Genomic DNA, 26,307 nt, shown 5'->3' with positions numbered 1-26,307 from the left:
AAATGTGATCATGTTCAATTTGTGGGACTGTTCCCATTTTTATCTGATATTACTGATGGCAATATAAATAACAATAAATGGGAACGATCCCAAAAATATAACAGAACGTGAATACAAATAGGATGAACAGTTATGAGTAAAGTAGCGAAGCAAGACGTCGCTAAAATCCTCGAACTCGTAGGAGGAAGCGACAATATTGCCAGTGTAAGTCATTGTCTGACGCGCTTACGCTTTGTACTAAATGATACTGAGGCAGCGGATGTTAAAGGTTTAGAGTCGATCTCTATCGTCCGCGGCTGTTTTACCAATGCCGGGCAATTTCAGGTCGTGATTGGTAACGAAGTCGACGAGGTTTACAAGATCCTGCTTGAGCTGTCTGGCAAGAGCAGTGCAAGTAAAGACGAAGCTAAACTGGCTGCGCGCCAGAATATGAATATTCTTGAGCGCGGAATTTCCCACCTGGCAGAAATTTTTGTTCCTCTTTTGCCTGCCATTATTACAGGTGGTTTGATTCTTGGTTTCCGCAATGTCATCGGCGACATCAAAATGTTCGATGGTCAGACATTAACCCAAATCAGCCAGTTCTGGGCAACGGTACACTCTTTCCTATGGCTTATTGGCGAGGCGATCTTCTTCTTCCTGCCAGTAGGGGTCTGCTGGTCAACAGTTCGAAAGCTCGGTGGAACACCTATTCTGGGGATCACCTTGGGTGTCACGCTAGTTTCTCCTCAGTTAATGAACGCTTATCTGATCGGTAAAGAAGTGCCGGAAGTGTGGGATTTCGGTTTGTTTGTGATTGAGAAGGTAGGCTATCAGGCTCAGGTGATTCCTGCGATGTTAGCGGGTATGGCACTTGCCCTTATTGAAACGAACCTGAAACGCATTGTACCGGGATACTTATATCTGGTGGTGGTGCCATTTGTATCCATCCTGCTTTCTGTGATTTTGGCGCATTCGTTGATCGGCCCGTTTGGCCGTATGCTGGGCGATGGTGTGGCATTTGCCGCTAAAGCGGCGATGACAGGTGACTTCGCCATTGTTGGCGCAACCATCTTCGGTTTCCTTTACGCTCCATTGGTGATTACTGGTGTGCACCACACGACCAACGCAGTAGATCTTCAACTGATGCAGGAATTAGGTGGTACGCCTATCTGGCCTTTGATTGCGCTTTCTAACATTGCTCAGGCATCGGCGGTTGTAGGTATCATCCTTATTAGCCGAAAAGAAGGTGAGCGAGACATCTCCGTACCTGCGGCAATCTCTGCTTATCTGGGGGTGACTGAACCTGCAATGTACGGTATCAACCTGAAGTATAAGTTCCCAATGCTCAGTGCAATGGCTGGGTCTGCAATTGCCGCGGCTATCTGTGGCAGCGCAGGGGTGATGGCAAACGGAATTGGTGTCGGTGGTCTGCCGGGCATTCTTTCTATTCAACCTCAATACTGGACTATTTTTGGTGTGGCTATGCTGGTGGCTATCTTCGTTCCAGCTATGCTGACGCTGTTCTTCTACAAGCGTGCCCAACAAAAAGGTGAGCTGGTTGCAGCAGCCGCTTAACATTATGCAGGCAGCCTGCTTTCTCCCCCTTGTCGGCTGCCTGCGCTTTACTCTGAGATCAAAGCAATGACAATTCATAAAGATTGGTGGCGCAAAGCGTCGGTTTACCAAATCTACCCAAAAAGTTTTTGTGACAGCGGAAGTTCTGGCACGGGTGATATTCAGGGAATCATTTCAAAGTTAGGGTATTTGAAAGCGCTGGGTATTGATGCCATTTGGCTGACGCCTGTTTACGCTTCCCCCATGGTAGACAATGGTTACGACATTTCGGACTACTATGCGATCAATCCTGATTTCGGCACTATGGCGGACTTTGACCAGCTTTTGGAAGAAGCGCATGACAAAGGTATCCGGATTATTATGGATATTGTGGTCAACCATACCTCAACTGAGCATCATTGGTTTCAGTCCGCGCTAGGCGACAAAAACAGCCCATACCGTGATTACTACATCTGGCGTGATCCGGTAAATGAAAGTGTGCCAAACAACTGGCAATCCAAGTTTGGTGGTTCAGCGTGGGAGATGGACGAAGCTACAGGACAGTATTATCTGCACCTGTTTGCCAAAGAGCAGGCAGATTTGAATTGGGAGAATCCGAAAGTAAGGGAAGAAGTGAAGTCGGTGATCAGCTTTTGGGCTGAAAAAGGGGTCGATGGGTTCCGACTTGACGTGATTAACCTGATTTCGAAGCAGCAGGATTTTCCGTCGGATGAGGAGGGAGATGGTCGCCGCTTTTATACTGATGGACCTCGTGTGCATGAGTATTTACAGGAAATCAGTGAATCGGTATTTCAGAAATATGGCAGCGTGACCGTGGGGGAAATGTCGTCCACTACGCTGGACCATTGCCAGCAGTACTCGTCTTTGGATGGCAAAGAGCTCTCTATGGTCTTCAACTTTCATCATCTTAAAGTGGATTACCCCAATGGTGAGAAATGGAGCCTAGCGCCATTCGACTTTCTGCAACTCAAATCCATTTTTAATCACTGGCAGCAAGGATTAAATGGAAAAGGGTGGGGAGCTCTGTTTTGGTGCAACCACGATCAGCCACGTATCGTGAGCCGGTTAGGGAACGACTCTGAGTTTCGAGTTGAGTCAGCCAAAATGCTGGCTGCCTCTGTCCATTTTATGCAGGGCACGCCATACATCTATCAAGGGGAAGAGATTGGCATGACCAATCCTCATTTTGATTCGCTCGGGCAATATCGTGATGTCGAAAGTACCAATATGTACGACATCATGGTGAATCAGCAGGGTGTAGAGCACGATGACATGATGAAGATTCTGGCAAGTAAATCCCGAGATAATTCGCGAACGCCAATGCAATGGGATGCCACTTCACACGCTGGATTTACTCAGGGGACACCGTGGATAGATGTTGCCAGCAACTATACCGAGATTAACGCTGTCGCGGCTTTTGAAGACAAAAACTCAGTTTTTTACTTCTATCAGTCTTTGATAAAACTAAGAAAATCGATACCGGTGATAACGGATGGGGATTACAAAGACCTGATGCCAACTCACCCGTCGATATTTGCCTATTCGAGAAGTAATGCGAACCAGACTTTGATTAGCCTTAATAACTACTATGGTGAAAATGTCGAATTTGATTTGCCCGTCGAAGTAAACAAAGACAACGCCAGAGTTATTCTTGGGAACTATGAGGGGCAGGTGGAACAGCCTTTATCTCAGCCGCTGAGACCTTATGAGACAAGGACAATTTTGGTTGAGCACTAGAGCAGCAGTTATAAATAACAAGAAGCCGGGTCGTTATGCCCGGCTTCTCGTTTTAAGATTGCATTGAACGTTTGCTCACGCTGTATCGAGTCGGCTTGTGATTCATGGCAAGCACCAGGTTCAGTGCGACTGCCCCTAAAATAGACAAGCCAATGACTTCCAGAGAAACAAAGAAGAAAGACGCGATAAGGATAGCGCAGTCGATGATCATCTGGCTTTTACCCACGGAGAAACCAGTTTTGTCCTGAATGAACAGGCAAAGCACATTGAAGCCCCCCAGACTGGTGTGATGTCTGAACAAAATCAGCATTCCTAACCCCATTAACAGTCCACCCGAGATAGCGCAGTAGATGGGATTAATGTGGTCAATCTGAATCAGCCACTGTAGGTTGTCGGCGAAAATGGCGACAAGTGCACCCGAAATGGTACTGGTTATCGCGAAAGATAATCCAAAACGCTTCCAGGCCAGTATATAGAATGGAATATTTGAACCAAAATACAGCATACCGAAGCTAACAGGTACTAATTGGCTGACTAACAATGCCAGTCCAGTGGTTCCACCTGTCAGTAAGGCTGCGTTTTGTAAGAAGAATACGCCCTGAGCAACCAAAAATGTGCCCGTGAGAATGGCTATCCAATCTTCTTTGTGTGTGTGTTTTTCCATCAATTTGAATGTTAACTTACCGAAATTGATGCGAATACTAGTGAAAAACTGTTGTTTTCGATAGCTTGGTTACTAATTTGGTATGTAACTTATGTAACCTTAGATTTACATGGTGTAAACCTTTAAGTTGACAGTAATATCGTAAAGCTCAATCATATGTGCCACCACTATGATGCGGGCTCACATGGAGCATGAAGAATCTACATAAAGAAAGTTGCAAAAGTCACTTTATGACGCAGATCAAATTATGTAGAATGCACCCCATCAAATACGGTGACGAAAACGTTTGCTTTTGGTCGTTGTGTGGTTTTTTTGAAACTTTCAGTCAATCTGAGTCAGGAGATACAGATGCTAAAGCGTGATATGAATATCGCTGATTACGATGCGGACTTGTTCGCAGCTATCCAAGAAGAAACTCTTCGCCAGGAAGAGCACATTGAGCTTATCGCTTCAGAAAACTACACCAGCCCACGTGTAATGGAAGCTCAAGGTTCTCAGCTTACAAACAAGTACGCTGAAGGCTACCCAGGCAAGCGTTACTACGGCGGTTGTGAGTACGTAGACAAAGTAGAAGCTTTGGCCATTGACCGCGCTTGTGAATTGTTCGGCGCTGAATACGCGAACGTTCAGCCACACTCTGGTTCTCAGGCAAACAGCGCAGTATACATGGCGCTTCTAAATCCAGGCGATACAGTTCTGGGTATGAGCCTTGCACACGGTGGTCACCTGACTCACGGTTCTCCTGTAAACTTCTCTGGTAAGCACTACAACGTTATTCCTTACGGTATCGACGAAGCGGGTCAGATCAACTACGACGAAATGGAAGCTTTGGCTGTAGAGCACAAGCCTAAGATGATCATCGGTGGTTTCTCTGCTTACTCTCAGGTTTGTGATTGGGCGCGCATGCGTGAAATCGCGGACAAAGTAGGTGCTTACTTCTTCGTAGATATGGCGCACGTTGCAGGTCTGATTGCTGCTGGTGTATACCCGAACCCTGTGCCACACGCACACATCGTAACGACAACAACGCACAAAACTCTGGCTGGTCCACGTGGCGGTCTGATTCTGTCTAGTGCGGGCGAAGATTTCTACAAGAAGCTAAACTCAGCAGTATTCCCAGGCGGTCAGGGTGGTCCTCTGATGCACGTTATCGCTGGTAAAGCGGTAGCATTCAAAGAAGCTCTGGAACCTGAGTTCAAAGAATACCAACAACGTGTTGTTGCTAACGCAAAAGCAATGGTTGCGGAATTCCTAGAGCGTGGTTACAACATCGTTTCTGGCTCTACAGAAAACCACCTGTTCCTAGTTGATCTCATCGACAAAGACATCACAGGTAAAGATGCAGATGCAGCACTGGGTGCCGCTAACATCACGGTAAACAAGAACTCTGTACCAAACGATCCTCGCAGCCCGTTTGTTACATCTGGTATCCGTGTAGGTACGCCTTCTATCACTCGTCGTGGCTTCACTGAAGAAGATGCGAAGAACCTGGCTGGCTGGATGTGTGACATCCTTGACAACATGGGTGATGAAGCAGTGATCGAAGCAACGAAAGCAAAAGTGCTTGAGATCTGTAAGCGTCTACCTGTTTACGCTTAATTTCTTCACTACTCACTAGACTGTATGCTTGTTGAAGCGCACCTTTAGCGCTTCCTCATGTGGTAACAGTGGAATATAAAAACGCAGCTTTGATGGCTGCGTTTTTTTGTGCCTACTGAAGCAGATTCCTCTTTTTTGCTTTTTAGAATTTCATCTTTAAAGCATGCAATTTGTAAGGTTAAATAACTTTATTTTTAATGAAAACTAGGATGTTTGTTTCCTGAGCAGTAAATGACTTAACTTACTGACCCTATTTGTTTTTAGATTTTTGTTTCAAGGAAGGTGGAAAATATTGGATTAAATTTTGTGAAGTTCATTGTGATATTTTTGTTAATAGTGCCTTTTATTTGTAAATTCAGTGTGTATTATTCCTGCCCTCTGCCTCAATTGAGGCAGTAAATAACTATCAAAACATTATATGCAAGCATAAACAACTGGAGTGAAACGATGAATAAATCGCTTTCAACAAAAATTTTTATAGGCCTCTTTGCTGGTCTGATGATTGGTACTGCAATTCAGTACCTGTTTAATGGCATTGCCATCATGGATACCTACGTTCTCGGTGCTGCAGAAGGCGCTGGTGGAATGTTCGTTTCACTGATCAAGTTATTGGTTGTGCCATTGGTATACGTATCGATTGTTTGCGGTATCGTAGAACTGAAAGACATCACCGCATTTGGTCGTCTTGGTGGTAAAACTTTTGCCCTATACATTTTCAATACCATCATCGCGATTACTGCGGCGCTTACCATTGGTATGATTGTTCAGCCTGGTGCTGGTGCAAACCTCGCGGGTACAGTGTCAGAAACCATCGCTCTGACCACAACCGATACTCCAGACATTTTCTCTCTGGTCGTAAATATTGTCCCAAGTAACCCTGTTCAGGCGTTTGCGAATGGCGACATGCTACAAATCATCTTTATGGCGATTTTGACAGGTCTGGCGATTCAGGCTCTGGATTCACGTGGTGGTCCTGCGATTCGTACTTTCAAGATGGCGAATGAAATCATGATGAAGCTGGTAGGGCTGGTGATGAGACTGGCGCCATATGGTGTATTTGCGCTTATGATTCAGCTTGGTGCAACACTGGATGCCAATACTCTTGCCTCTGTGGCGGGTTATGTTGCGCTGGTTGTCGCAATGCTGGTGTTCTGGATCTTTTTCTTCTACCCAACTGTGGTGGGTCTGGCGACAGGCATTTCTCCGAAAAAGTTTATGCGTGCGACACGCGAGCAGGTTCTGTTCTCGTTATCAACAGCAAGCTCAAACGCGACGATTCCTGTCACCATGCGTACTCTGACTGAAAAGCTGGATGTATCCAAGTCGGTTGCAGGCTTTGGAGTTCCGCTGGGCGCAACCATGAACATGTCTGGTGTGTCTATTTATATTGCGCTGGCTACTATCTTTGTGGCGAACGCTTTCGGTCAGCCAATCAATTCAGCCGATATCTTTACTCTCGGTCTGACAATTCTTCTTCTTTCTATTGGGGCTGGCGGTGTTCCTGGTGGCGGCGTGGTAATGGTAGGCGTGCTGCTTCACCAACTGGGTCTTCCACCAGAAGGTTTGGCTATTATTGCTGCTGTTGACCGTATCAATGATATGTTCTGTACGTCTTCAAACGTAGTGGGCGATACCGCTGTAAATACGATTGTCGCCAAGTCAGAAAATGAAATTGGTGTAGAAGAGAAACCGGAGCCCGCTCAGGTGAGCTAAATACGACGGAAATCTCATAGAATTAGCGGAGCCTCAGGGCTCCGTTTTTGTTAGCAATAACAAGGGTTCAGCTTGAATCGAAAAAAAACGTAACTTTTTTTATCGAGTCCCCTTGAAAAGGTATTCCATGCCCTTATCTATTGGGCATAGACAAAGCAAAGTGATTTGCACACATATTTTGTGAGTAGGGGTTGAATCCCCATTCCTCATCCCCACTTAAAGGGGATATAGCAAAAAGATAATTGATTTAATCGGAGATAGCCTGATGGGTAAAATCATTGGTATTGACTTAGGTACTACTAACTCTTGTGTTTCTGTACTGGACGGCGACAAGCCACGTGTTATTGAAAATGCTGAAGGTGAGCGTACAACAGCATCGGTAATCGCATACACAGACGGTGAAACGCTGGTAGGTCAACCTGCAAAACGTCAAGCAGTTACAAACCCTGAAAATACGCTATTTGCAATCAAGCGTTTGATCGGTCGTCGTTTTGAAGACGAAGAAGTTCAGCGCGACATCGAAATCATGCCTTACAAAATAGTTAAGGCTGACAACGGCGATGCTTGGGTAGAAGCGAAAGGTCAAAAAATGGCCGCTCCTCAGGTTTCTGCTGAAGTTCTTAAAAAGATGAAGAAGACTGCAGAAGACTTCCTGGGTGAAGAAGTAACAGGTGCTGTTGTTACTGTTCCTGCATACTTCAACGACGCACAGCGTCAGGCAACTAAAGATGCTGGTCGTATCGCTGGTCTTGATGTTAAGCGTATCATCAACGAACCAACTGCTGCTGCTCTGGCTTACGGTCTGGACAAGCAAGAAGGCGACCGCACAATCGCTGTATACGACCTTGGTGGTGGTACATTCGATATCTCTATCATCGAAATCGACAACGTTGATGGTGAGCAGACTTTCGAAGTACTAGCGACTAACGGTGATACTCACCTAGGTGGTGAAGACTTTGATAACCGTCTAATCAACTACTTGGTTGACGAGTTCAAGAAAGAGCAGGGCATCGATCTTAAGACTGACCCTCTAGCAATGCAGCGTGTTAAAGAAGCTGCAGAGAAAGCGAAAATCGAACTGTCTTCTGCACAGCAAACTGACGTAAACCTACCTTACGTAACAGCTGACGCAACTGGTCCTAAGCACATGAACGTTAAAGTAACGCGTGCGAAGCTGGAAGCACTGGTTGAAGACCTGGTACAACGTTCTCTAGAGCCTCTAAAAGTTGCTCTTGCAGACTCAGATCTATCAGTAAGCGAAATTACAGACGTAATTCTTGTTGGTGGTCAGACTCGTATGCCAATGGTTCAGGCTAAAGTGGCTGAGTTCTTCGGTAAAGAAGCTCGTAAAGACGTAAACCCTGATGAAGCAGTAGCAATGGGTGCTGCGGTTCAAGGTGGTGTACTAGCGGGTGATGTGAAAGACGTACTTCTTCTGGACGTTACACCTCTGTCTCTGGGTATCGAAACAATGGGCGGCGTAATGACGGCTCTAGTTGAGAAGAACACAACGGTTCCAACAAAAGCGAACCAAGTATTCTCTACAGCAGAAGACAACCAGAACGCAGTAACTATCCACGTTCTTCAAGGTGAGCGTAAGCAAGCGATGCACAACAAATCTCTAGGTCAATTCAACCTAGAAGGCATCCAGCCTGCACCACGTGGCATGCCACAAATCGAAGTAACTTTCGACCTTGATGCGGATGGTATTCTTCACGTATCTGCGAAAGACAAGTCGACGGGTAAAGAGCAGAAGATCACTATCCAGGCATCTGGCGGTCTGAGCGACGACGAAATCGAGAAAATGGTACAAGAAGCAGAAGCAAACAAAGAAGCGGACAAGAAGTTCGAAGAGTTAGCATCTGCACGTAACCAAGCTGACCAAATGATTCACGGTACTCAGAAGCAGGTAGAAGAAGCAGGTGATGCACTACCAGCTGACGAGAAAGAGAAAATCGAAGCAGCAATCAAAGAGCTGGAAGAAGCGAAGAAAGGCGAAGACAAAGAAGCCATCGACGCGAAAGTTCAGGCTCTGATGGCAGCATCTCAAAAGCTGATGGAAATTGCACAGCAGAAAGCACAAGCTGCACAAGGCGGTGCTGAAGCAGGCGATCAACCTCAGCAAGATGACGATGTGGTAGACGCTGAGTTCGAAGAAGTTAAAGACGAGAAGAAATAATTTCTCTGCCTGAGTCGCTGAGCTCAACAGATAATCAGTGACTCAGTATTGAAAATCTTCTATGCTGCGGGCGTTCGAGGTATCTCTTACGCCCGCAAATTTGTAAACGAGGAATCAATCCAGATAAAGAGACTGTAAACCTAGGTGTCCCGCAAGACTAGCCAGTTGTGCTATTCATACATATGCTTTTCTCATAACCTTTGGTTCAGCCTTCTTATCTAGATTGATACAAACACCAAGCGGAACTCTCCGTTTGCAGTAATAAATTGGTGACGAAGAACATGTCAAAACGTGATTTTTACGAAGTATTAGGCGTCGGCCGTGATGCATCAGAACGTGATATTAAGAAGGCGTATAAGCGCCTTGCAATGAAGTTTCACCCAGACCGTAACCAGGGTGATGAATCTGCTGCCGAAAAGTTTAAAGAAGTAAAAGAAGCGTACGAAATTCTGCTCGACCCTCAAAAGAAAGCCGCATACGACCAGTACGGTCATGCAGCCTTTGAACAAGGCGGTATGGGCGGAGGTGGCGGCTTCGGTGGAGGCAGCGCTGATTTTGGTGACATTTTCGGTGATGTATTTGGTGATATCTTTGGCGGTGGTCGCCGTGGTGGCGGTCAGGCACGTGCGCAGCGTGGTGCGGATTTACGCTACAACATGGAGTTATCGCTAGAAGAAGCGGTTCGCGGTGTTGAAAAAGAAATCGAAGTTCCGACATTGGTTGAATGTGATACGTGTGATGGCTCTGGCGCTAAACGAGGAACTAAGCCTCAGACATGTGGAACCTGTCATGGTCATGGTCAGGTTCAGATGCGTCAGGGTTTCTTTGCGGTTCAGCAAACGTGTCCAACCTGTCATGGAACCGGCAAAATCATTAAAGATCCTTGTGTTGAATGTCATGGACAAGGTCGCAAGCAAAAAACGAAAACACTCAATGTTAAGATCCCTGCTGGTGTAGATACTGGTGATCGCATTCGTCTCTCCGGTGAAGGTGAAGCGGGTGAAATGGGGGCTCCAGCTGGTGACTTGTACGTACAGGTACACGTTCGCGAGCACAACATCTTTGAGCGTGATGGCAACAACCTTTACTGTGAGGTGCCAGTTAGCTTTGCAATGGCTGCACTGGGTGGTGAAGTTGAAGTTCCAACTCTTGACGGTCGTGTAAACCTGAAAGTGCCAGAAGAAACACAAACGGGTCGTATGTTCCGTATGCGTGGCAAAGGTGTGAAAGGGGTTCGCGGCGGCGGTATCGGTGACTTGATTGTTAAGCTGGTTGTAGAAACGCCGGTTAAGCTAAGTTCTCGTCAGAAAGAGCTATTGCGTGAATTCGAAGAAACATGTGGTGGAGAAGCGGCAAATAAGCACAAGCCAAAATCTGAAGGTTTCTTCAACGGTGTTAAGAAGTTCTTTGATGACCTGACCAGTTAAGAATTAATAGAATGAAAAAACGACAGCCTTGACTGTCGTTTTTTTGTATCTGAAATAAGCCAGTGACTTATTTGTTGATGCTGATGGTTTCACCAGACTTACAACGGAATTGGTAGTAACGCTGGCTTTCGTTAAATTTCGACAGACCTTCACCACTACAGTAGTCAGCATTGATATTACGCATGGTCTCTAAAGTTGCTTCTGAACGAAGAGCGAATTTAGAGCCATCAGCACATACGATACGAACACGACCGTCGTCACTCACTGAGTAGACTTTAACTTCGGTATTACATAGTTCGAAAGACGCGTCCATGTAGTTATCTTGTTGAGTAGGTGCTGAACCACAACCTACCAGCGTAAGTGCCATTAGACCTGCTGCTGCAAATAATTTCATCTGTAGTTTCCAACTGGTTGATGTAAGTTTGATGCTGAACTATAAGTCGAAAGCATTGTAATGTAAAAAGATCCCTTTACGTGTTTCGTCAATACTCAGCAGAAATTAAGTATGTACGCATCTTAGCGCAAAGCCTAAGGTGAGTAAAATTCTGGTATAAAAAACGCCCCGGTTTTATTAAACCGGGGCGCATTATAAAAACAGTAGTAATAATAGAAGCTTAAGCTCTATTTTACTTCCACACCTTTTGCCTGAAGATCCGCGTGGTATGAAGAACGAACAAACGGTCCACAAGCGGCATGCGTAAAGCCAAGGTCCAGAGCGATATCTTTCAGTTCATCAAACTCAGAAGGCGGAACGTAGCGCTCTACTGCTAGGTGGTGACGGCTTGGAGCAAGATACTGACCAAGTGTCAGCATGGTGACGCCATGAGCACGAAGATCTTTCAATACTTCGACAATCTCTTCTTTGGTTTCGCCAAGGCCCATCATCAAACCGGATTTGGTTGGCACATCAGGATGCTGTTCTTTAAATTTGCGAAGCAGATCCAAAGACCACTTGTAGTTTGCCCCCGGACGTACCTTACGATACAGGCGAGGTGCAGTTTCTAGGTTGTGGTTGAACACATCTGGTGGGTTGTCTTTTAGCAATTCTAGAGCGGTATCCATACGACCACGGAAGTCTGGAACCAGTGTCTCAATTCGGATGTGCGGATTCATTGCGCGAATCTCGCGGTTACAGTCTGCAAAGTGCTGAGCACCACCATCACGAAGATCGTCTCGGTCAACTGACGTGATAACCACGTATTTCAGTTTCATGTCCTTAATCGTTTGCGCAAGATGCTGAGGTTCATTCGCATCCGGAGTAACAGGACGACCATGGGCAACGTCACAGAAAGGACAGCGGCGAGTACAGATAGCACCCAGAATCATGAAGGTTGCCGTACCGTGGTTAAAACACTCTGCCAGGTTTGGACAAGACGCTTCTTCACATACCGAGTGAAGATTGTTCTTACGCATTGCTGCCTTGATGTCCTGAATACGTTGGCTATCAGCAGGCAGTTTGATTTTCATCCATTCCGGCTTGCGCAACACTTCCTTCTGTTCCACGGGCATATTCTTGACCGGAATCAGTGCCATTTTGTCGGCGTCGCGATACTTAACGCCTTTTTCCATCTGGATTGGTTTGCTCATGATGATTTGCTTTCTGTAATTATTTCTACGTGCTTGTAGCCCAGAAGCGTGACAAGCTCTTCGACCAGCGTATCTTCGACGCTGCTTACTTCAGTGTTTCTATTAAAATCGTTTAACTGCACCATCTCCATTCCCTGGTAACCACATGGGTTAATACGAAGAAATGGGGTAAGGTCCATGTTTACGTTTAAGGCTAGCCCATGAAAAGAGCACCCTTTGCGGATTCTAAGCCCTAACGAGCAAATTTTCCTGTCTTCTACGTAAACGCCCGGAGCATCCGGCTTGGCTGAGGAGTCGATTCCATAACGGGAAAGCGTATTGATAACTAAATTTTCAATATGAGTGACCAGATCTCGTACACCCAGCTTACGCCTTCTCAGGTTCAAAAGGAAATACGCCACGACTTGACCCGGACCATGATAGGTCACTTGCCCTCCGCGATCGCTTTGAACGACTGGAATATCGCCTGTATTCAAAAGGTGTTCGGTTTTACCTGCCTGTCCTTGAGTGAATACCGGGTTGTGCTCAACCAGCCAGACTTCGTCAACCGTATCTTCATCACGGTTGTCGGTAAAATCATGCATGGCTTGCCAAACGGGTAGGTAATCTTGTCGACCTAGTTTTTTAACAACTAACTGGTCCTGGACATCGAGCAATGTAAGAATTCCTTTGGAGTTCGAGCGATTTAGTAAACGGATTATAAACGTCTTTAACCAATCTAACTACACATAAGCGACATGGATTTTACATCTGAGCCAGAATAATGTGCTGAGATTCGAGGTGAGGCATTGTCATTAACAAAAACAGCGACATGACGTCGCTGCTTGTTTTATCGGGTATCGCGTGGATCAAAGTACCATGCGTACGATGTCGATTTCGCCCAGCTCTTTGTACAGGGTTTCTACCTGCTCGATAGAAGTGGCGGTAATGGTAACCGATACAGAGTTATAAGTGCCTTTGCCACTTGGCTTAACTGATGGGCTGTAGTCGCCTGGAGCGTGACGCTGAATCACCTCTAGCACAAGCTCTGGCAGTTCTGGCTTTGCGTAGCCCATTACCTTGTAAGTAAACTGACAAGGGAACTCCAGCAGGTCTTTTAGTTTTGCATCTGAGTTGATAGTCAACATTGCTAGGACTCCGTTTTTATATTCGATATAGCGGTGCGAAATAGTACTGATAAATGTGATGGAACTCAAGTCACATAGAAGCGTACTTTAATTGTATGAACTTATGTCTGGCGGCGAAACAAAAAATGCCGCTGAAGACAGCGGCATTTAAGACATTAAGTAATGTGTAACGGTTTAGCTAAACCAGCTTTTGAACAGCAACACAATGTAATCAATCAGACGGCTGAACAGACTACCTTCTTCAACATCTTCTAATGCCAGAAGTGGGTATTCTGCAATGTCTTCGTTCTCGATCTGGTAGAACAAACGACCTACGACATCACCTTTGCGAATAGGAGCCTGCAGTTCCTTTTCCAGAACAAAGTTGGCTGTCATGTTTTTCGCCTGACCACGAGGAAGGGTAACGTAGGTGTCTTCGGCAACACCCAGAGCAACTGCATCTTTGTCGCCCATCCAAATCTTTTCACTTACAAATGTTTCACCCGCTTTGTGTGGAGAAACTGTCTCAAAGAAGCGGAATCCGTAGTTCAGCAGCTTTTTGCTTTCTGCTTTACGAGTGTTGGCATTCTTGGTACCCATCACTACCGCCACCAAGCGCATCTTACCTTCGGTCGCAGAGCTCACCAGGCTGTAGCCCGCTTTGCTGGTGTGCCCGGTTTTGATGCCGTCCACGTTCATGCTCTTGTCCCATAACAGACCGTTACGGTTGTACTGAGTAATGCCGTTATAAGTAAATTGTTTTTCCGCGTAGATGCGGTATTCGTCTGGTACGTCACGAATAAGAGCCTGACCCAATAGCGCCATATCGTAAGGCGTTGAGTAAAGGTTCGGATTGTCCAGACCGTGTACGTTGGCAAAGTTGGTGTTGTCCATACCAATCGACTTCGCCCATGCATTCATAAGGTCTACAAATGCGTCTTCAGAACCAGCAACATGCTCTGCCATAGCAACACAAGCATCATTACCTGACTGGATGATGATGCCTCGGTTTAGGTCATCAACGGTTACTGTGGTGCCCACTTCAATGAACATTTTTGATGAATCAGGGAAGTTTTTCGCCCAGGCATTTTTGCTGATAACAACTTTGTCAGACAACGAAATGTTACCACGCTCAAGCTCTTGACCGATGACATAGCTGGTCATCATTTTTGTCAGACTGGCTGGTGATAACTGAGTGTGCATCTCTTTTTCTGCCAGAACCTTACCTGAATGGTAATCCATCAGCACAAAACCTTTAGCGGCGATTTCAGGAGCGTCAGGAACAACAATTGGAGCAGAGAATGCTGGAGAAGCGAATGATGCTGACACGATAGCAGAAGTGACAAACAAAGATTTTATAGATTTCACTGATTTTTTCATTGGTATTAGTTGTTAGTCTGAATGTTTTAATGCTTAAACGTTCGTATCTTAGCAGAATCAATCTGATAAGTCAGAAGCTTACTGTTGCACAAATTAACCCATTTGTCCTTAAGGATTCTGTTTCACTTGTTTAATGAATGCTGTGGGATAACCTTGCGAGTGTACTTGAGCCAGTGTTTTTTGCGTTAATTCCTGGTCAGTAAACGGACCTAAGAAGATGCGATGAATCTTTTTAGTACCTTCAGTGTAACTGCGCACTGATAAGCTTTGACCTAAAGATTGCGCCAAAGTTCTCGCTTTATCTTCGTCTTTTGATGCGGCAACCTGAATCACAAACTTGGGTAGCTTTTTATTGGCTACCGGAGAAGTGCTATCTCGGTCGACCGTGATGTATTCAATCTTAACGTTCGCGGTTCCGGTATTCACCACGCCGAGTTTGTAGGCTGCAGCGTAGCTCAGGTCAATAATGCGCCCTTCATGGAAAGGTCCACGGTCATTCACACGAACCACTGCCGTTCTTCCGTTGTCTTTGTTCAAGACCCGAACGTAACTTGGAAGCGGAAGGGTTTTGTGAGCCGCCGACATGGAGTACATGTCATAAATTTCTCCATTGGACGTGAGGTGCCCGTGAAATTTCTTGCCATACCAGGATGCAATGCCTTCTTGCGTAAAACCATCGGGCTCTTTGATGATTTTGTAGGAGCCTCCTCGCAGCTCATAATCCCGATTCCCACCCAGGCTTATGGGCTCATAAACAGGGTGAGCATCTTCAATATGTTCGACTGAAAGTGGTTTTTCAGGTGCGATGTCATCATCAATACTGTAGCGACCTTGATCTGGTGTGGTACACCCTGTCAGACCAAGCATGAGTACTAGTATAAGTGCGTAAATTCGAACTGCCATTAGGTCGCCTTAGAAAGCATTTTCCGGTGTGTGTGAATAGACATTAAGATGCCAAAACCTGCCATAAGTGTCACCATGGACGTCCCACCATAGCTAATCAGAGGCAAAGGTACGCCAACTACTGGCAAGATACCACTCACCATCCCTATGTTCACAAATACGTAAACGAAGAAGCTTAAAACAACACTGCCTGCCATCATACGACCAAACGCCGTTTGTGCCTGGCTGGCAAGGTACAAGCCTCTACCGATAATAAATAAGTAAATACTGAGTAGGGCAATAACACCCAGCATGCCCCATTCTTCGGCAACGACGGCAAAGATAAAGTCGGTATGACGTTCTGGTAAGAATTCCAGCTGAGATTGAGTCCCCTGAAGCCAGCCTTTTCCTGATAATCCTCCAGATCCAATCGCAATCTTACTTTGGATAATGTGGTAGCCCGCGCCTAGTGGATCGGATTCAGGATCGAATAGGGTTCTCACTCGCACCTTCTGGTATTCGCGCATTAGGAAGAACCACAATACGGGAATAAATGCACCTAGTGCGACCGCTGCACCCGTGATGATTTTCCAACTGATTCCAGCAAGGAAAATAACAAATATCCCAGACGCTGCGATAAGAATAGAGGTGCCCAAATCAGGCTGTTTGGCGATCAGAATGGTGGGAATGAACACCATCAGAAGCGAGGCAATCAGGGTTTTAAACGTTGGAGGAAGTGAGCGCTTACCTATGTATCTCGCAACCATCAAAGGCACTGCGAGTTTAAGCAATTCAGAGGGCTGAAAGCGTACAAATCCCAGATTTAGCCAGCGTTGCGCCCCTTTAGATGCCTCCCCAAAAAAGAGAACACCTAAAAGCAAAAATATTCCGACGACGAACAGCAGTGGTGCGGCGGTCTCGTATGTTCTTGGTGGGATCTGAGCGAGCAATAGCATAACTACCAAAGACAACCCCATACGCATTGCCTGCCTGTCCATCATCGCCATGCTTTGACCGCTGGCGCTGTACATGACCACCAAGCCAAAACACATCAACAGCAACAAACCAAGAAGCATTGGCAGGTCGATGTGTAGCTTATCGAAAAAAGAGCGGTTCCTACCGGTAGAAGGGTCAAATCGCATCGGTCTTAGTTCCCCTCTTTACTTTTAATTAAAACGTGATCGAATATGCGTCGTGCAACAGGTGCACCGTGTGTAGAACCACCACCTGCGTTTTCTAGTACGATGGTTAATATCACTTCTGGATTTTCAAATGGAGCGAAGCCGGTATAAAGCGCGTGATCTCGCAAATGCTCTGCCAGTTCCTCAGCGTTGTATTCTTCGTCTTCTTTCAGACCGAATACCTGTGCTGTTCCTGATTTGCCCCCCGTCACGTATTTCGCTGTGGTGAATGCACGCCTTGCGGTGCCTTTTTTACCATGGTTCGCGAGTCTCATACCTTCAAGTGCCACATCCCAGTAGCGTTTAGATACCCCTTGAATAGGAGGATAGGTCTCAATAGGCGCTGCAGTTGTCACGTGAGGTTCTTGTGACTTATCAATGGTCGCTCGTAGCAAATGAGGGGCAATCACTTCACCTCGGTTAATTAATACGGATGTGGCTTTAGCAATCTGCATTGGTGTTGCGGTCCAGTAGCCCTGACCAATACCCACTGGGATGGTGTCTCCCTGATACCAAGGTTGGCGGTGTCTTGCCATTTTCCATTCCCGGGTTGGCATGTTGGCTTTACTTTCTTCGTGGATATCAATACCTGTGAAGTCACCAAAACCAAACAGCATCATCCAGGTGGAAATGCGGTCGATGCCCATGTCATACGCAATTTGGTAGAAGAAGGTATCTACCGATTCTTCAATGGATTTGAGAATGTCTACCCGGCCGTGCCCCCATCTCAGCCAGTCACGAAACGGACGAGTTTTGGAATTAGGGATACGCCAGTAACCCGGGTCATTACGCGTGGTTTTGGTGGTAATGACTTTCTCTTGCAGCGCGGCAACAGAAATAAAAGGCTTAACCGTTGAGGCGGGAGGGTAGATCCCTAACGTTGCGCGGTTGACCAGCGGGCGGTCTTTGTCGTTCAGCAGCGCCCGATAATCTTTGCCAGAAATACCGTGTACAAATGCGTTCGGGTCGTAGCTTGGGCTGGACAACATTGCCAGAACCCCATTATCACTAGGATCGAGCAAAATCGCAGAGCCACGACGACCATCAAGCAGCTTGTACAGATATTGCTGAAGTCTGATATCCAGGTTTAAAACGATATCTTTACCTGGGATGGGTGGCACGTATTTTAGCGTTCGGATTATGCGTCCACGGCTGTTTACTTCGACTTCCTGATAGCCAGCAGTCCCGTGCAGAACATCTTCGTAAAAGCGTTCAATACCAAGCTTGCCAATATCACGAGTCGCCTGGTAGTTAGCGGCTTTATCCTCACGTTCTAAGCGCTGTAAATCTCGATCGTTAATTCGAGAAACGTAGCCAAGCACATGAGTTAATACTTTTCCATATGGGTAGAATCGCTTCAGAGTGGCATTTACTTCAACGCCGGGAAAACGATGCTGATTTACCGAGAAGAGTGCGACCTGTTCTTCGGTTAGCTGGTTCAGTAAAGGGACGGATTTAAAGCGTCGGGTGCGCTTTCGTTCCTTGTGGAAGCGTTCTACACGCTCGTCACTGATATCCAGAAAGGTACGCAGCTGAACGATTGTTTCATCAATGTTTTTGATCTTTTCAGGCGTGATTTCCAAGCTGAAAATCGGGCGGTTTTCAGCCAGCAAAATTCCGTTCCTATCGTATATAAGCCCACGGTTTGGGGCGATAGGGACTACCTTGATGCGATTGTCATTGGAGCGGGTTTTGTAATCCTGAAACTGGTTAACCTGAATATTGTAGAGGTTAGCCAGTAGCACACCCATTAAAATCACGATGCCTGCAAATGCAACCAGTGCGCGACGGGAAAATAAGGCGGACTCGGCGGTGTAATCTCTGATTTGGGTGCGCTGACGTCTCATCTAGCGTTATTCTCGATGATAAGGGTGATTTGCCGTAATACTCCAGGCTCGGTATAGGCTTTCAGCCATAACAACCCGAACCAATGGGTGAGGAAGCGTAAGTGGCGAAAGAGACCAGCTTTGGTCAGCCGCAGCTTTACAGGCGGGAGCTAAGCCTTCAGGACCTCCAATCAGTATGGATACATCACGGGCATCTAGCTTCCACGCTTCAAGCTGACCGGCCAATTGTTCTGTGTCCCAACGCTTACCCGGAATATCGAGGGTAACAATTCGATTACCTTTTGGCACGGCAGCCAGCATGGCTTCGCCTTCTTTTTGCAGAATTCTTGCAATGTCCGCATTTTTACCGCGTTTACCTGCCGGAATTTCCACCAGTTCCAGTGGCATATCATGAGGGAAACGACGCTTGTACTCTTGGAAGCCTTCTTCAACCCATTTCGGCATTTTAGTGCCTACGGCGATCAGCTGAATCTTCAACAGTTAGCTCCAGAGTTTTTCAAGTTGATAGAGTTCACGCTGCTCTTCCTGCATGACATGAACCATGGTAGAACCCATATCAACGACAACCCATTCGCCTTCCTGTTCGCCATCCACTCCTAATGGTTCCAGCCCTGCTTTCTTGGCTTCGCTGGCAACGTGGTCAGCGATGGACGCTACGTGACGCTTGGAATTACCCGTGCAGATGACCATGTAATCGGTAACGCTGGATTTGCCTTGAACATCGAGAGTTACGATGTCTTCTGCTTTCATGTCGTCTGCCTTATCGGCTAAAAAATCACGTAGATCTTGAACTTGCAATGTTATTTACCTCGAAAAAATTTAAAAAGTATTATACCCAAGTTAATTCAAGATGCTCGCTTCTGCACGAATTAGTTCGTCACCTTGTGACGCTTTGGCTAGTAAAGGAGCATCTGGTCTGAAAGAGTGAGTATTAGGCGCTTCCAAACGCCGCTTTTGGCTCACAAAATTGCAGCGAAATTTGTGCCATTGAAAGCCAGACAGGTTTGTCATAACTGGTTTTTGCATCTCGCTCTGTCTGGGCAGTCAAAGACAGAAGCTTGTTTATGTCTTGTGCCTGAAGCCTTTGAAGTGCAGCAGAGTAGAGCGGGCGCTTGTTTTGCCACACACGACGGGTATCGAAGACTCTTCCTACAGGTTGGGTGGCACACTCTTTTTGCATTTCCAGAAGTAGCAACAACTCTTTTTGAACCGTTCTAAGCAAGATGATGGCTTCAGTGCCTTCTGCTTCTAACTGACGGAGAATTCTTTGGGCTCGTTTGCCTTTACCAGCTAAGAGAGCATCCATCCATTGAAATGGCGTGAAATGGTTATGGCGGCTCAGAGCCTCCTCTACACGGGGGAGAGTGAGCTGTCCATCAGGGTAAAGCAGAGTGAGCTTTTCCAGGCTCTGCGACAGTGCCAGTAAGTTGCCTTCGTGCCATTGGGCGAGAAGTTGAACAGCCTGAGTATCTGGCATCAGGTTGAGCTTGCGACAGCGTTGCTGAACAAATTGCGGTAACCTTTGTGTATCAGGTGTTAAACAGTTTACGACACAACCGCTAGCGGCTAAGGTTTTGAACCACTTAGCGTTCTCCTGCTGCTTCGTTAGTTTGTGCCCGATGAGTACAAGCAGAATGTCCGGGTGTAACATCTCTGAAAGGTTAACCAGCTCTTTACCGGCTGCGGCATTTACGCCAGTTTCTGGCACTTCCAGCTCGATGATTTGCCTTGCCGAGAACAGGCTCAATGCCTGACAGCAGTCGAAGACCAGATTCCAATCCAACTGAGCATCCATAGCAAAGCGGTGTCGCTCTTCAAACCCCTGAGTTTTCGCGTGTGCCTGAATTGCTTCTCGACTTTCCTGAAGAAGCAGTGGTTCGTTACCAAATATCAGATAGATACCATGTTGAGCACGTGGTAGATGATCGGCAAGTTTGTCGGCAAATAAACGCATTACTGACTCTCTGCAGTAGTGTTTTCAGTTGTCGTTGTCTGGGTTACACCAAGGTCTAACGTTACGCTCTCTTCTTGAGTGTCTTCCACGTTTTTTGCGTCGTCTAATTTCGCTTTCAATCGAGCCATTTGCCTTAGGATCTGTCTTGATGCCTGCTTGCGCATTTCATCAATGATCATTTCTTTTTCCGTCGACTTCGCCAATGCGGTTAGCGGGTTATCGAGAAAGCTTCGGTTAACCGTGGTTGTAAAGGACTGGCTACCAATCCCGGGAACTGTCACGCGATAAGTCGCTGCATAAGTCAGCTCATATTCTGCTGCCCGGCTGTTCTGGTAAAGAGAAAGCGTGCGTTCGCCGTTAGATTCGCCTGTCAGGTGCAGGTTTGGAATATCTTCTCTTGGAGGGACAGCTTTTACACCGTTGAGATCGAGCTCAGCACGGACATATCGAGTCAGAGGTCCATATGAATCGAAACTGGTGAAGGATATTTCAGATAACTCTTCAGGCAGAAAATAGGTATCGCGGAAATGGAATCCACAGGCACTTAACAGTGTGGTGAGTAGAATCAATACAGAAGCGCGCACAGGGCGAAAGAAAGAAACACGTTTCACAAATCGTTTCCTGAATTTTGGTTAACTTTGGTAACGGAGCTCATACATTAATGATTGGCATAAGTTCGGTTAACAAAGCTGACCAATAAAAATAAACAGGGTGATCGCTCACCCTGTTTGATTTCAATATGGTGCGAAAATTATGACAATCAGTTTGCCACAATGTTCAGAAGTTTACCCGGTACGTAAATCACTTTACGAACAGTTTTCCCTTCTGTGAACTTAGTAACGTTTTCATCGTTCAGACCAAGTTCTTCTACCTGCTCTTTCGATGCATCCGCCGCCACAGTCAGTTTTGCACGCAGTTTGCCGTTCACCTGAACCACAATCAGCTTCTCATCTTCAACCAGAGCTTTTTCATCAAACGTTGGCCAAGAAGCTTCGTCGATGTTGGATTCACCCAGTGCTTCCCACATTTCGAAGCTGATGTGTGGAGTGATTGGGTAAAGCATAGTCACAACTGCTTTCAATGCTTCATCAAGAATCGCACGATCTTGCGCGGTTTCTTGCGGTGCTTTTGCAAGCTTGTTCATTAGTTCCATTACGGCTGCGATGGCTGTGTTGAACGTCTGACGACGAGATACGTCATCCGTCACTTTCTGAATCGCCTTATGAACGTCACGGCGAAGTGCTTTTTGGTCAGCGTTGAACGCGCTTACATCAACGGCTTCAGCTGCACCTTTTGATGTGTGCTCGTTTACAAGCTTCCAAACACGCTTCAGGAAGCGGTTTGCGCCTTCTACACCAGCGTCAGACCATTCCAGAGTTTGCTCTGGTGGCGCTGTAAACATCATGAACAGACGAACTGTATCCGCACCGTACTGCTGGATAACAGTCTGTGGGTCGATACCGTTGTTCTTAGACTTAGACATCTTACTCATGCCCGCAGAGAACACTGGTTCACCATCTTCTTTATGCCAGGCTTTAATGATGCGACCTTTGTCATCGGTTTCTGTCTGAACGTCCGTAGGCGCAATCCAGATGTCGCCACCTTTCTCATCTTTACGGTAATAGGTGTCTGCCAGAACCATGCCCTGACACAGCAGGCGCTCAAACGGCTCATCAGAGTTCACCAGACCGAAGTCGCGAAGCAATTTGTGGAAGAAGCGGGCGTACAATAGGTGAAGGATAGCGTGCTCAATACCACCGATGTACTGATTCACTGGTAGCCAGTAGTTAGCCGCACCTGGTTCTAGCATGCCTTCATCGTAGCGTGGGCTACAGTAACGCGCGTAGTACCAAGAGGATTCCATGAACGTATCGAAAGTGTCTGTCTCGTGGAAAACAGGCTCACCATTTACTTCTGCTTTTGCCCACTCAGGATCGGCTTTGATTGGCGACGTTACGCCATCCATCACCACATCTTCTGGCAGGCGCACTGGTAGCATGTCAGCCGTAGCAGCAAGCTCTGAACCGTCTTCTTTGTTTAGCATTGGGATTGGAGAACCCCAGTAGCGCTGGCGGCTTACACCCCAGTCACGTAGACGGAAGTTCACTTTGCGCTTCGCTACGCCTTGTGATTCCAGTTTGTCGGCAATAGCGTTGAATGCGTCTTTAAACTCAAGACCATCAAACTCACCGGAATTAACCAGTGTGCCTTTTTCTACAAACGCTTCTTTTTCAAGGTCAGCGACTAGCTCACTGCCTTCAACTGGCTGGATAACCTGCTTGATTTCTAGCCCATATGCCGTTGCGAACTCGTAGTCACGCTGGTCGTGACCCGGAACTGCCATAACCGCACCTGAACCGTAATCCATCAATACGAAGTTGGCGATCCAGATTGGCACTTCCTGCCCCGTAAGAGGGTGAACTGCGGTAAAGCCAGTAGCGATACCTTTCTTTTCCATGGTTGCCATATCAGCTTCGGCAACTTTAGTGTTCTTGCACTCTTCAACAAACGCATCAACCGCTTCGTTGTTTTCTGCCGCTTCCAGTGCGATAGGGTGACCGGCAGCAACTGCTACGTACGTCACACCCATGAACGTATCTGGGCGAGTGGTGTAAACCGTGAAGTTTTCGTCTTTGTCGGCACGTTTGAAATCGATCTCTAAACCTTCAGAGCGACCAATCCAGTTGCGCTGCATGGTTTTTACTTGCTCAGGCCAGTGATCCAGTTTATCCAGATCGTCTAGTAGCTCTTGAGCGTAGTCAGTGATTTTGATGAACCACTGAGGAATTTCTTTTTGCTCAACCACAGCACCTGAACGCCAGCCGCGTCCGTCGATAACCTGCTCGTTCGCCAGTACCGTCTGGTCTACCGGATCCCAGTTTACCGTCGACATTTTCTTGTAAACCAAGCCTTTTTCATAAAGCTTAGTGAAGAACCATTGTTCCCACTTGTAGTATTCCGGGTGGCAAGTGGCAATTTCACGATCCCAGTCGTAACCAAAGCCCAACAGCTTTAGCTGATTGCGCATGTAGTCAATGTTTTCGTAAGTCCACTTCGCAGGAGCTGTGTTGTTTTTGATGGCTGCGTTTTCAGCAGGAAGACCGAATGCATCCCAGCCCATTGGCTGCATAACATTCTTGCCTTGCAGACGATGGAAGCGAGATACCACATCACCGATGGTGTAGTTACGCACGTGACCCATGTGGAGACGACCACTTGGGTATGGGAACATGGAAAGACAGTAAAACTTTTCCTTGTTTGGGTCTTCGCTCACGACAAATGTCTTGTTGTCGTCCCAGTGCTTTTGAACTTTCTGCTCAATATCTTGAGGGTTATATTGGTCTTGCATCGATGATATCCGGTTATCTTGGAATTTGTGAGATCGGTTAGATCAGACTGTGATAGATCCGCATAGAATACATAAAGGAAAGACAGTCAACAATAGTCAATGCACGGAGGTGGTTTATGCCAGAGCATAAAGCCCGTTACGAAGCCTTCTTCGAAGAGGTGGTTGATACGTTGAAACACACGCCGGAAGAACTCGAACGCGTGCTGGAAACGTCGACGGAAGTTATGTCGGCAGCCAGCGATATGACTAAGGATGAGCTCTCTCTCGTCTCTGCCTATGTTCGTTCAGATTTGAATGAATTCGCCCAGAATTACCAACATAGTAAAGAAACTTTTCCTGACAGCCCTTTTTATCGATTAATTGCCGATTCAGTTTGGGAAGGGTTACTTGATATTACAGACCGCACCAAAGTGGAATGGCAAGAGCTTTTCATGGATCTGGAACACAAAGGCTTGTACCAGACCGGTGAAGTCATTGGTTTAGGGTATTTGGTGTGTGACAAATGCGGACACAAGACGTACTTTAACCATGCGACTGTTATTCCGCCCTGCCAGAAGTGTGGCTACACAGGCTTCACACGCCAAGCGCTGAAGCCTTGATACCTATTGGGTTTAATCTTGTTGGTCTTTTCTTCGCTTAAAGCCGAACAGTAACGTAATCAGCACGATCAGGTACAAAGGCCAAATACCCAAAATCCGATAAGGTGTCATACCCGTCGCGGTATTCACCTCGGCGACAAGTACTTCGGTTTCGAATTGCGGTACCTGATGAATGATCTTTCCTTTGTAATCTGTAATTGCAGTCACGCCATTGTTAGTGGTTCGGACCAGAGGTCTGCCTAACTCTAATGCACGCATTCTGGCAATTTCCATGTGCTGATGGGGGCCAATGGAATCCCCAAACCAAGCGTCGTTGGAAAGGGTGAGAATGAAGTCTGTATCTTCAGTTACATTCTGGCGAACTTGTTCGTTAAAGATGATTTCGTAGCACAGAGCAGGAGCAAAATAGCGCCCATTGGATTCGATATTATCCTGTACAAACCCTCCACGGCTGAACGAGGACATCGGAAGATTAAAGAATGGCGCAATAGGTCGAAGAATCTCGCCAAAGGGCACAAATTCACCAAAAGGAAGTAAGTGGTGTTTGTGATATTTTGGCTGCGTTTTCCGATTGTATTCAGTTTGCTCGTTTTCTCCGACAGCAATCACACTGTTGTAGAAGTGTTCGCGACTTGTCGAGGTCACAATACCAGTAATAATCCCGGTATTATTCAACCGACCAGCACTATCCAAGTTGCTCAGGAATGAAGGCAGTTCATTTTCAAAAGCGGGAATTGCGGCTTCTGGCCAAATGACCACATCGGCATCCCAGTTTTCGCGGGTCAGATCCATGTATTTCATGATGGTTGGCCAGCGTTGGCTTGGTAGCCACTTAAGTTCTTGGGAAATATTTCCCTGAATCAAAGCGAACTTCGTTGGATTTTCTGTCTCTTCCTTCACCCACTGCACCATGCCAAGAGCACCTGCCAGAGCAAAAATACCCAGAGGAAGACCAATAAAATGCCATTGCTTCTGTGTAATAGCGAGCGCTAGCGCTCCAGCCATCAAAAAAAGCAAGTAAGTAATGGTGTCGACACCGCCGATAGGAGCGTAAACACTGAGCGGGGAATCGATTTGACTGTAGCCTAGCAACAGCCAGGGGAAGCCTGTCATCACCCATCCGCGCAACCATTCTGCAATCAGCCACAAAGAAGGTACTGCCAGAAGGAATCGAGCTGCATTCTCTTTGGGAAACCAACGATTAAGTATGCCAGCAAAAAGTGCGGGGTAGAGGGCGAGATAACTGACCAAAAGCAGCATCAGCATCAGGCTGGCCGCTTTTGGTAGCCCGCCAAAGGTATCAATACTGATATGTACCCAACTGATGCCTACTGCAAATTGTCCAAAGCCCCAGGAGAAGCCAATTGAGAGAGCACGTTTAGTTGACTGATTACTGAGTAAAAGAAGTAAGAAAAGTGGGCTGAGAATCGCCACAATCCAGATTTGATAAGGAGCAAAGGCAAGCGTGGTTAAAGCCCCAACAAAAGCGGCCGCAAGCGGCCGCACGAGGCGATGATTTGTTTTTATTATCATCTTCGTCTTTTTA

22 protein-coding genes are annotated in these 26,307 nt (G+C 46.6%); 7 read left to right on the top strand and 15 right to left on the bottom strand.

Features of this window, described 5'->3' with window-relative positions; genetic code table 11:
- The first annotated feature begins 132 nt into the window (after positions 1 to 132).
- Entirely contained in the window at positions 133 to 1,557 is a 1,425-nt protein-coding gene (gene treB, locus INR79_RS14210; protein WP_022601569.1) for a PTS trehalose transporter subunit IIBC, read from the top strand.
- A 66-nt stretch (positions 1,558 to 1,623) separates the two neighbouring features.
- Positions 1,624 to 3,294, top strand: a complete 1,671-nt coding sequence (gene treC, locus INR79_RS14205) for an alpha,alpha-phosphotrehalase (RefSeq protein WP_223094769.1) — start codon at positions 1,624 to 1,626, stop codon at positions 3,292 to 3,294.
- A 52-nt stretch (positions 3,295 to 3,346) separates the two neighbouring features.
- On the opposite strand, the gene INR79_RS14200 is transcribed toward treC, so the two are convergent.
- Entirely contained in the window at positions 3,347 to 3,958 is a 612-nt protein-coding gene (locus INR79_RS14200) for a YitT family protein (protein ID WP_223094767.1), read from the bottom strand.
- A 348-nt stretch (positions 3,959 to 4,306) separates the two neighbouring features.
- Between INR79_RS14200 and glyA the strand changes: the two genes are divergently transcribed.
- The 4 genes from glyA to dnaJ all read left to right on the top strand — a co-directional run bounded on the left by glyA (position 4,307) and on the right by dnaJ (position 10,876).
- Positions 4,307 to 5,557 (top strand): serine hydroxymethyltransferase, encoded by a 1,251-nt coding sequence (gene glyA / locus INR79_RS14195; protein ID WP_004400820.1) that lies wholly within the window; start codon positions 4,307 to 4,309, stop codon positions 5,555 to 5,557.
- A gap of 447 nt (positions 5,558 to 6,004) precedes the next feature.
- Positions 6,005 to 7,270: a dicarboxylate/amino acid:cation symporter gene (locus INR79_RS14190; RefSeq protein ID WP_223094765.1), complete on the top strand. Its 1,266-nt coding sequence runs from the start codon at positions 6,005 to 6,007 to the stop codon at positions 7,268 to 7,270.
- Between the two features lie 265 nt (positions 7,271 to 7,535).
- Entirely contained in the window at positions 7,536 to 9,449 is a 1,914-nt protein-coding gene (gene dnaK, locus INR79_RS14185) for a molecular chaperone DnaK (RefSeq protein WP_223094763.1), read from the top strand.
- 281 nt (positions 9,450 to 9,730) lie between these two features.
- Positions 9,731 to 10,876 (top strand): molecular chaperone DnaJ, encoded by a 1,146-nt coding sequence (gene dnaJ / locus INR79_RS14180; RefSeq protein WP_223094761.1) that lies wholly within the window; start codon positions 9,731 to 9,733, stop codon positions 10,874 to 10,876.
- 67 nt (positions 10,877 to 10,943) lie between these two features.
- Here the strand turns inward: dnaJ and INR79_RS14175 are convergent, their stop codons facing one another.
- The 13 genes from INR79_RS14175 to leuS all read right to left on the bottom strand — a co-directional run bounded on the left by INR79_RS14175 (position 10,944) and on the right by leuS (position 24,162).
- Positions 10,944 to 11,270, bottom strand: a complete 327-nt coding sequence (locus tag INR79_RS14175) for a hypothetical protein (protein WP_004400827.1) — start codon at positions 11,268 to 11,270, stop codon at positions 10,944 to 10,946.
- A 227-nt stretch (positions 11,271 to 11,497) separates the two neighbouring features.
- On the bottom strand, positions 11,498 to 12,463 hold the full coding sequence (gene lipA, locus INR79_RS14170) for a lipoyl synthase (protein WP_022551423.1): 966 nt from the start codon (positions 12,461 to 12,463) through the stop codon (positions 11,498 to 11,500).
- On the bottom strand, positions 12,460 to 13,119 hold the full coding sequence (lipB, locus tag INR79_RS14165; RefSeq protein ID WP_004400831.1) for a lipoyl(octanoyl) transferase LipB: 660 nt from the start codon (positions 13,117 to 13,119) through the stop codon (positions 12,460 to 12,462). Before lipB ends, lipA begins: the two co-directional genes overlap by 4 nt.
- A gap of 192 nt (positions 13,120 to 13,311) precedes the next feature.
- Positions 13,312 to 13,590 carry a DUF493 family protein YbeD gene (gene ybeD / locus INR79_RS14160; RefSeq protein WP_004400833.1) on the bottom strand — a complete coding sequence of 93 codons (279 nt, stop codon included), beginning with the start codon at positions 13,588 to 13,590 and terminating at the stop codon, positions 13,312 to 13,314.
- Between the two features lie 174 nt (positions 13,591 to 13,764).
- Entirely contained in the window at positions 13,765 to 14,949 is a 1,185-nt protein-coding gene (locus tag INR79_RS14155) for a serine hydrolase (protein WP_022551421.1), read from the bottom strand.
- Positions 14,950 to 15,057: 108 nt separating this feature from the next.
- On the bottom strand, positions 15,058 to 15,852 hold the full coding sequence (locus tag INR79_RS14150) for a septal ring lytic transglycosylase RlpA family protein (RefSeq protein WP_223094759.1): 795 nt from the start codon (positions 15,850 to 15,852) through the stop codon (positions 15,058 to 15,060).
- Complete coding sequence (rodA, locus tag INR79_RS14145; RefSeq protein ID WP_004400838.1) at positions 15,852 to 16,973, bottom strand: rod shape-determining protein RodA; 1,122 nt, start codon at positions 16,971 to 16,973, stop codon at positions 15,852 to 15,854. Before rodA ends, INR79_RS14150 begins: the two co-directional genes overlap by 1 nt.
- Before the next feature lie 5 nt (positions 16,974 to 16,978).
- Positions 16,979 to 18,859: a penicillin-binding protein 2 gene (gene mrdA / locus INR79_RS14140; protein ID WP_022613387.1), complete on the bottom strand. Its 1,881-nt coding sequence runs from the start codon at positions 18,857 to 18,859 to the stop codon at positions 16,979 to 16,981.
- Positions 18,860 to 18,865: 6 nt separating this feature from the next.
- Complete coding sequence (gene rlmH, locus INR79_RS14135; protein WP_004400840.1) at positions 18,866 to 19,336, bottom strand: 23S rRNA (pseudouridine(1915)-N(3))-methyltransferase RlmH; 471 nt, start codon at positions 19,334 to 19,336, stop codon at positions 18,866 to 18,868.
- Between the two features lie 3 nt (positions 19,337 to 19,339).
- Positions 19,340 to 19,657, bottom strand: coding sequence for a ribosome silencing factor (rsfS, locus tag INR79_RS14130; RefSeq protein ID WP_004400843.1), 318 nt, complete (start codon positions 19,655 to 19,657; stop codon positions 19,340 to 19,342).
- A gap of 133 nt (positions 19,658 to 19,790) precedes the next feature.
- Positions 19,791 to 20,813, bottom strand: a complete 1,023-nt coding sequence (gene holA / locus INR79_RS14125) for a DNA polymerase III subunit delta (RefSeq protein ID WP_223094757.1) — start codon at positions 20,811 to 20,813, stop codon at positions 19,791 to 19,793.
- Positions 20,813 to 21,424, bottom strand: a complete 612-nt coding sequence (lptE, locus tag INR79_RS14120; protein ID WP_022590191.1) for an LPS assembly lipoprotein LptE — start codon at positions 21,422 to 21,424, stop codon at positions 20,813 to 20,815. The genes holA and lptE overlap by 1 nt, the downstream gene beginning before the upstream one ends.
- 149 nt (positions 21,425 to 21,573) lie before the next feature.
- Positions 21,574 to 24,162, bottom strand: coding sequence for a leucine--tRNA ligase (gene leuS, locus INR79_RS14115; protein WP_223094755.1), 2,589 nt, complete (start codon positions 24,160 to 24,162; stop codon positions 21,574 to 21,576).
- A 116-nt stretch (positions 24,163 to 24,278) separates the two neighbouring features.
- Here leuS and INR79_RS14110 point away from each other — a divergent pair, with 116 nt between their 5' ends.
- Complete coding sequence (locus INR79_RS14110) at positions 24,279 to 24,761, top strand: zinc ribbon-containing protein (protein ID WP_022551415.1); 483 nt, start codon at positions 24,279 to 24,281, stop codon at positions 24,759 to 24,761.
- A 12-nt stretch (positions 24,762 to 24,773) separates the two neighbouring features.
- On the opposite strand, the gene lnt is transcribed toward INR79_RS14110, so the two are convergent.
- Positions 24,774 to 26,294, bottom strand: coding sequence for an apolipoprotein N-acyltransferase (gene lnt / locus INR79_RS14105; RefSeq protein WP_223094753.1), 1,521 nt, complete (start codon positions 26,292 to 26,294; stop codon positions 24,774 to 24,776).
- Positions 26,295 to 26,307: the final 13 nt, after the last annotated feature.

Origin of the sequence: Vibrio sp. SCSIO 43132 (genome assembly GCF_019904195.1) — a bacterium.
GTDB lineage: Bacteria > Pseudomonadota > Gammaproteobacteria > Enterobacterales > Vibrionaceae > Vibrio > Vibrio nigripulchritudo.
Note: the sequence above shows the minus strand (reverse complement) of the source record. Positions and strands in the feature narration are given on the sequence as shown.

Coding starts and splice junctions, on each gene's coding strand:
- treB (WP_022601569.1), top strand. CDS start 133: ATGAGTAAAGTAGCGAAGCAAGACGTCGCTAAAATCCTCGAACTCGTA.
- treC (WP_223094769.1), top strand. CDS start 1,624: ATGACAATTCATAAAGATTGGTGGCGCAAAGCGTCGGTTTACCAAATC.
- INR79_RS14200 (WP_223094767.1), bottom strand. CDS start 3,958: ATGGAAAAACACACACACAAAGAAGATTGGATAGCCATTCTCACGGGC.
- glyA (WP_004400820.1), top strand. CDS start 4,307: ATGCTAAAGCGTGATATGAATATCGCTGATTACGATGCGGACTTGTTC.
- INR79_RS14190 (WP_223094765.1), top strand. CDS start 6,005: ATGAATAAATCGCTTTCAACAAAAATTTTTATAGGCCTCTTTGCTGGT.
- dnaK (WP_223094763.1), top strand. CDS start 7,536: ATGGGTAAAATCATTGGTATTGACTTAGGTACTACTAACTCTTGTGTT.
- dnaJ (WP_223094761.1), top strand. CDS start 9,731: ATGTCAAAACGTGATTTTTACGAAGTATTAGGCGTCGGCCGTGATGCA.
- INR79_RS14175 (WP_004400827.1), bottom strand. CDS start 11,270: ATGAAATTATTTGCAGCAGCAGGTCTAATGGCACTTACGCTGGTAGGT.
- lipA (WP_022551423.1), bottom strand. CDS start 12,463: ATGAGCAAACCAATCCAGATGGAAAAAGGCGTTAAGTATCGCGACGCC.
- ybeD (WP_004400833.1), bottom strand. CDS start 13,590: ATGTTGACTATCAACTCAGATGCAAAACTAAAAGACCTGCTGGAGTTC.
- INR79_RS14155 (WP_022551421.1), bottom strand. CDS start 14,949: ATGAAAAAATCAGTGAAATCTATAAAATCTTTGTTTGTCACTTCTGCT.
- INR79_RS14150 (WP_223094759.1), bottom strand. CDS start 15,852: ATGGCAGTTCGAATTTACGCACTTATACTAGTACTCATGCTTGGTCTG.
- rodA (WP_004400838.1), bottom strand. CDS start 16,973: ATGCGATTTGACCCTTCTACCGGTAGGAACCGCTCTTTTTTCGATAAG.
- mrdA (WP_022613387.1), bottom strand. CDS start 18,859: ATGAGACGTCAGCGCACCCAAATCAGAGATTACACCGCCGAGTCCGCC.
- holA (WP_223094757.1), bottom strand. CDS start 20,813: ATGCGTTTATTTGCCGACAAACTTGCCGATCATCTACCACGTGCTCAA.
- leuS (WP_223094755.1), bottom strand. CDS start 24,162: ATGCAAGACCAATATAACCCTCAAGATATTGAGCAGAAAGTTCAAAAG.
- INR79_RS14110 (WP_022551415.1), top strand. CDS start 24,279: ATGCCAGAGCATAAAGCCCGTTACGAAGCCTTCTTCGAAGAGGTGGTT.
- lnt (WP_223094753.1), bottom strand. CDS start 26,294: ATGATAATAAAAACAAATCATCGCCTCGTGCGGCCGCTTGCGGCCGCT.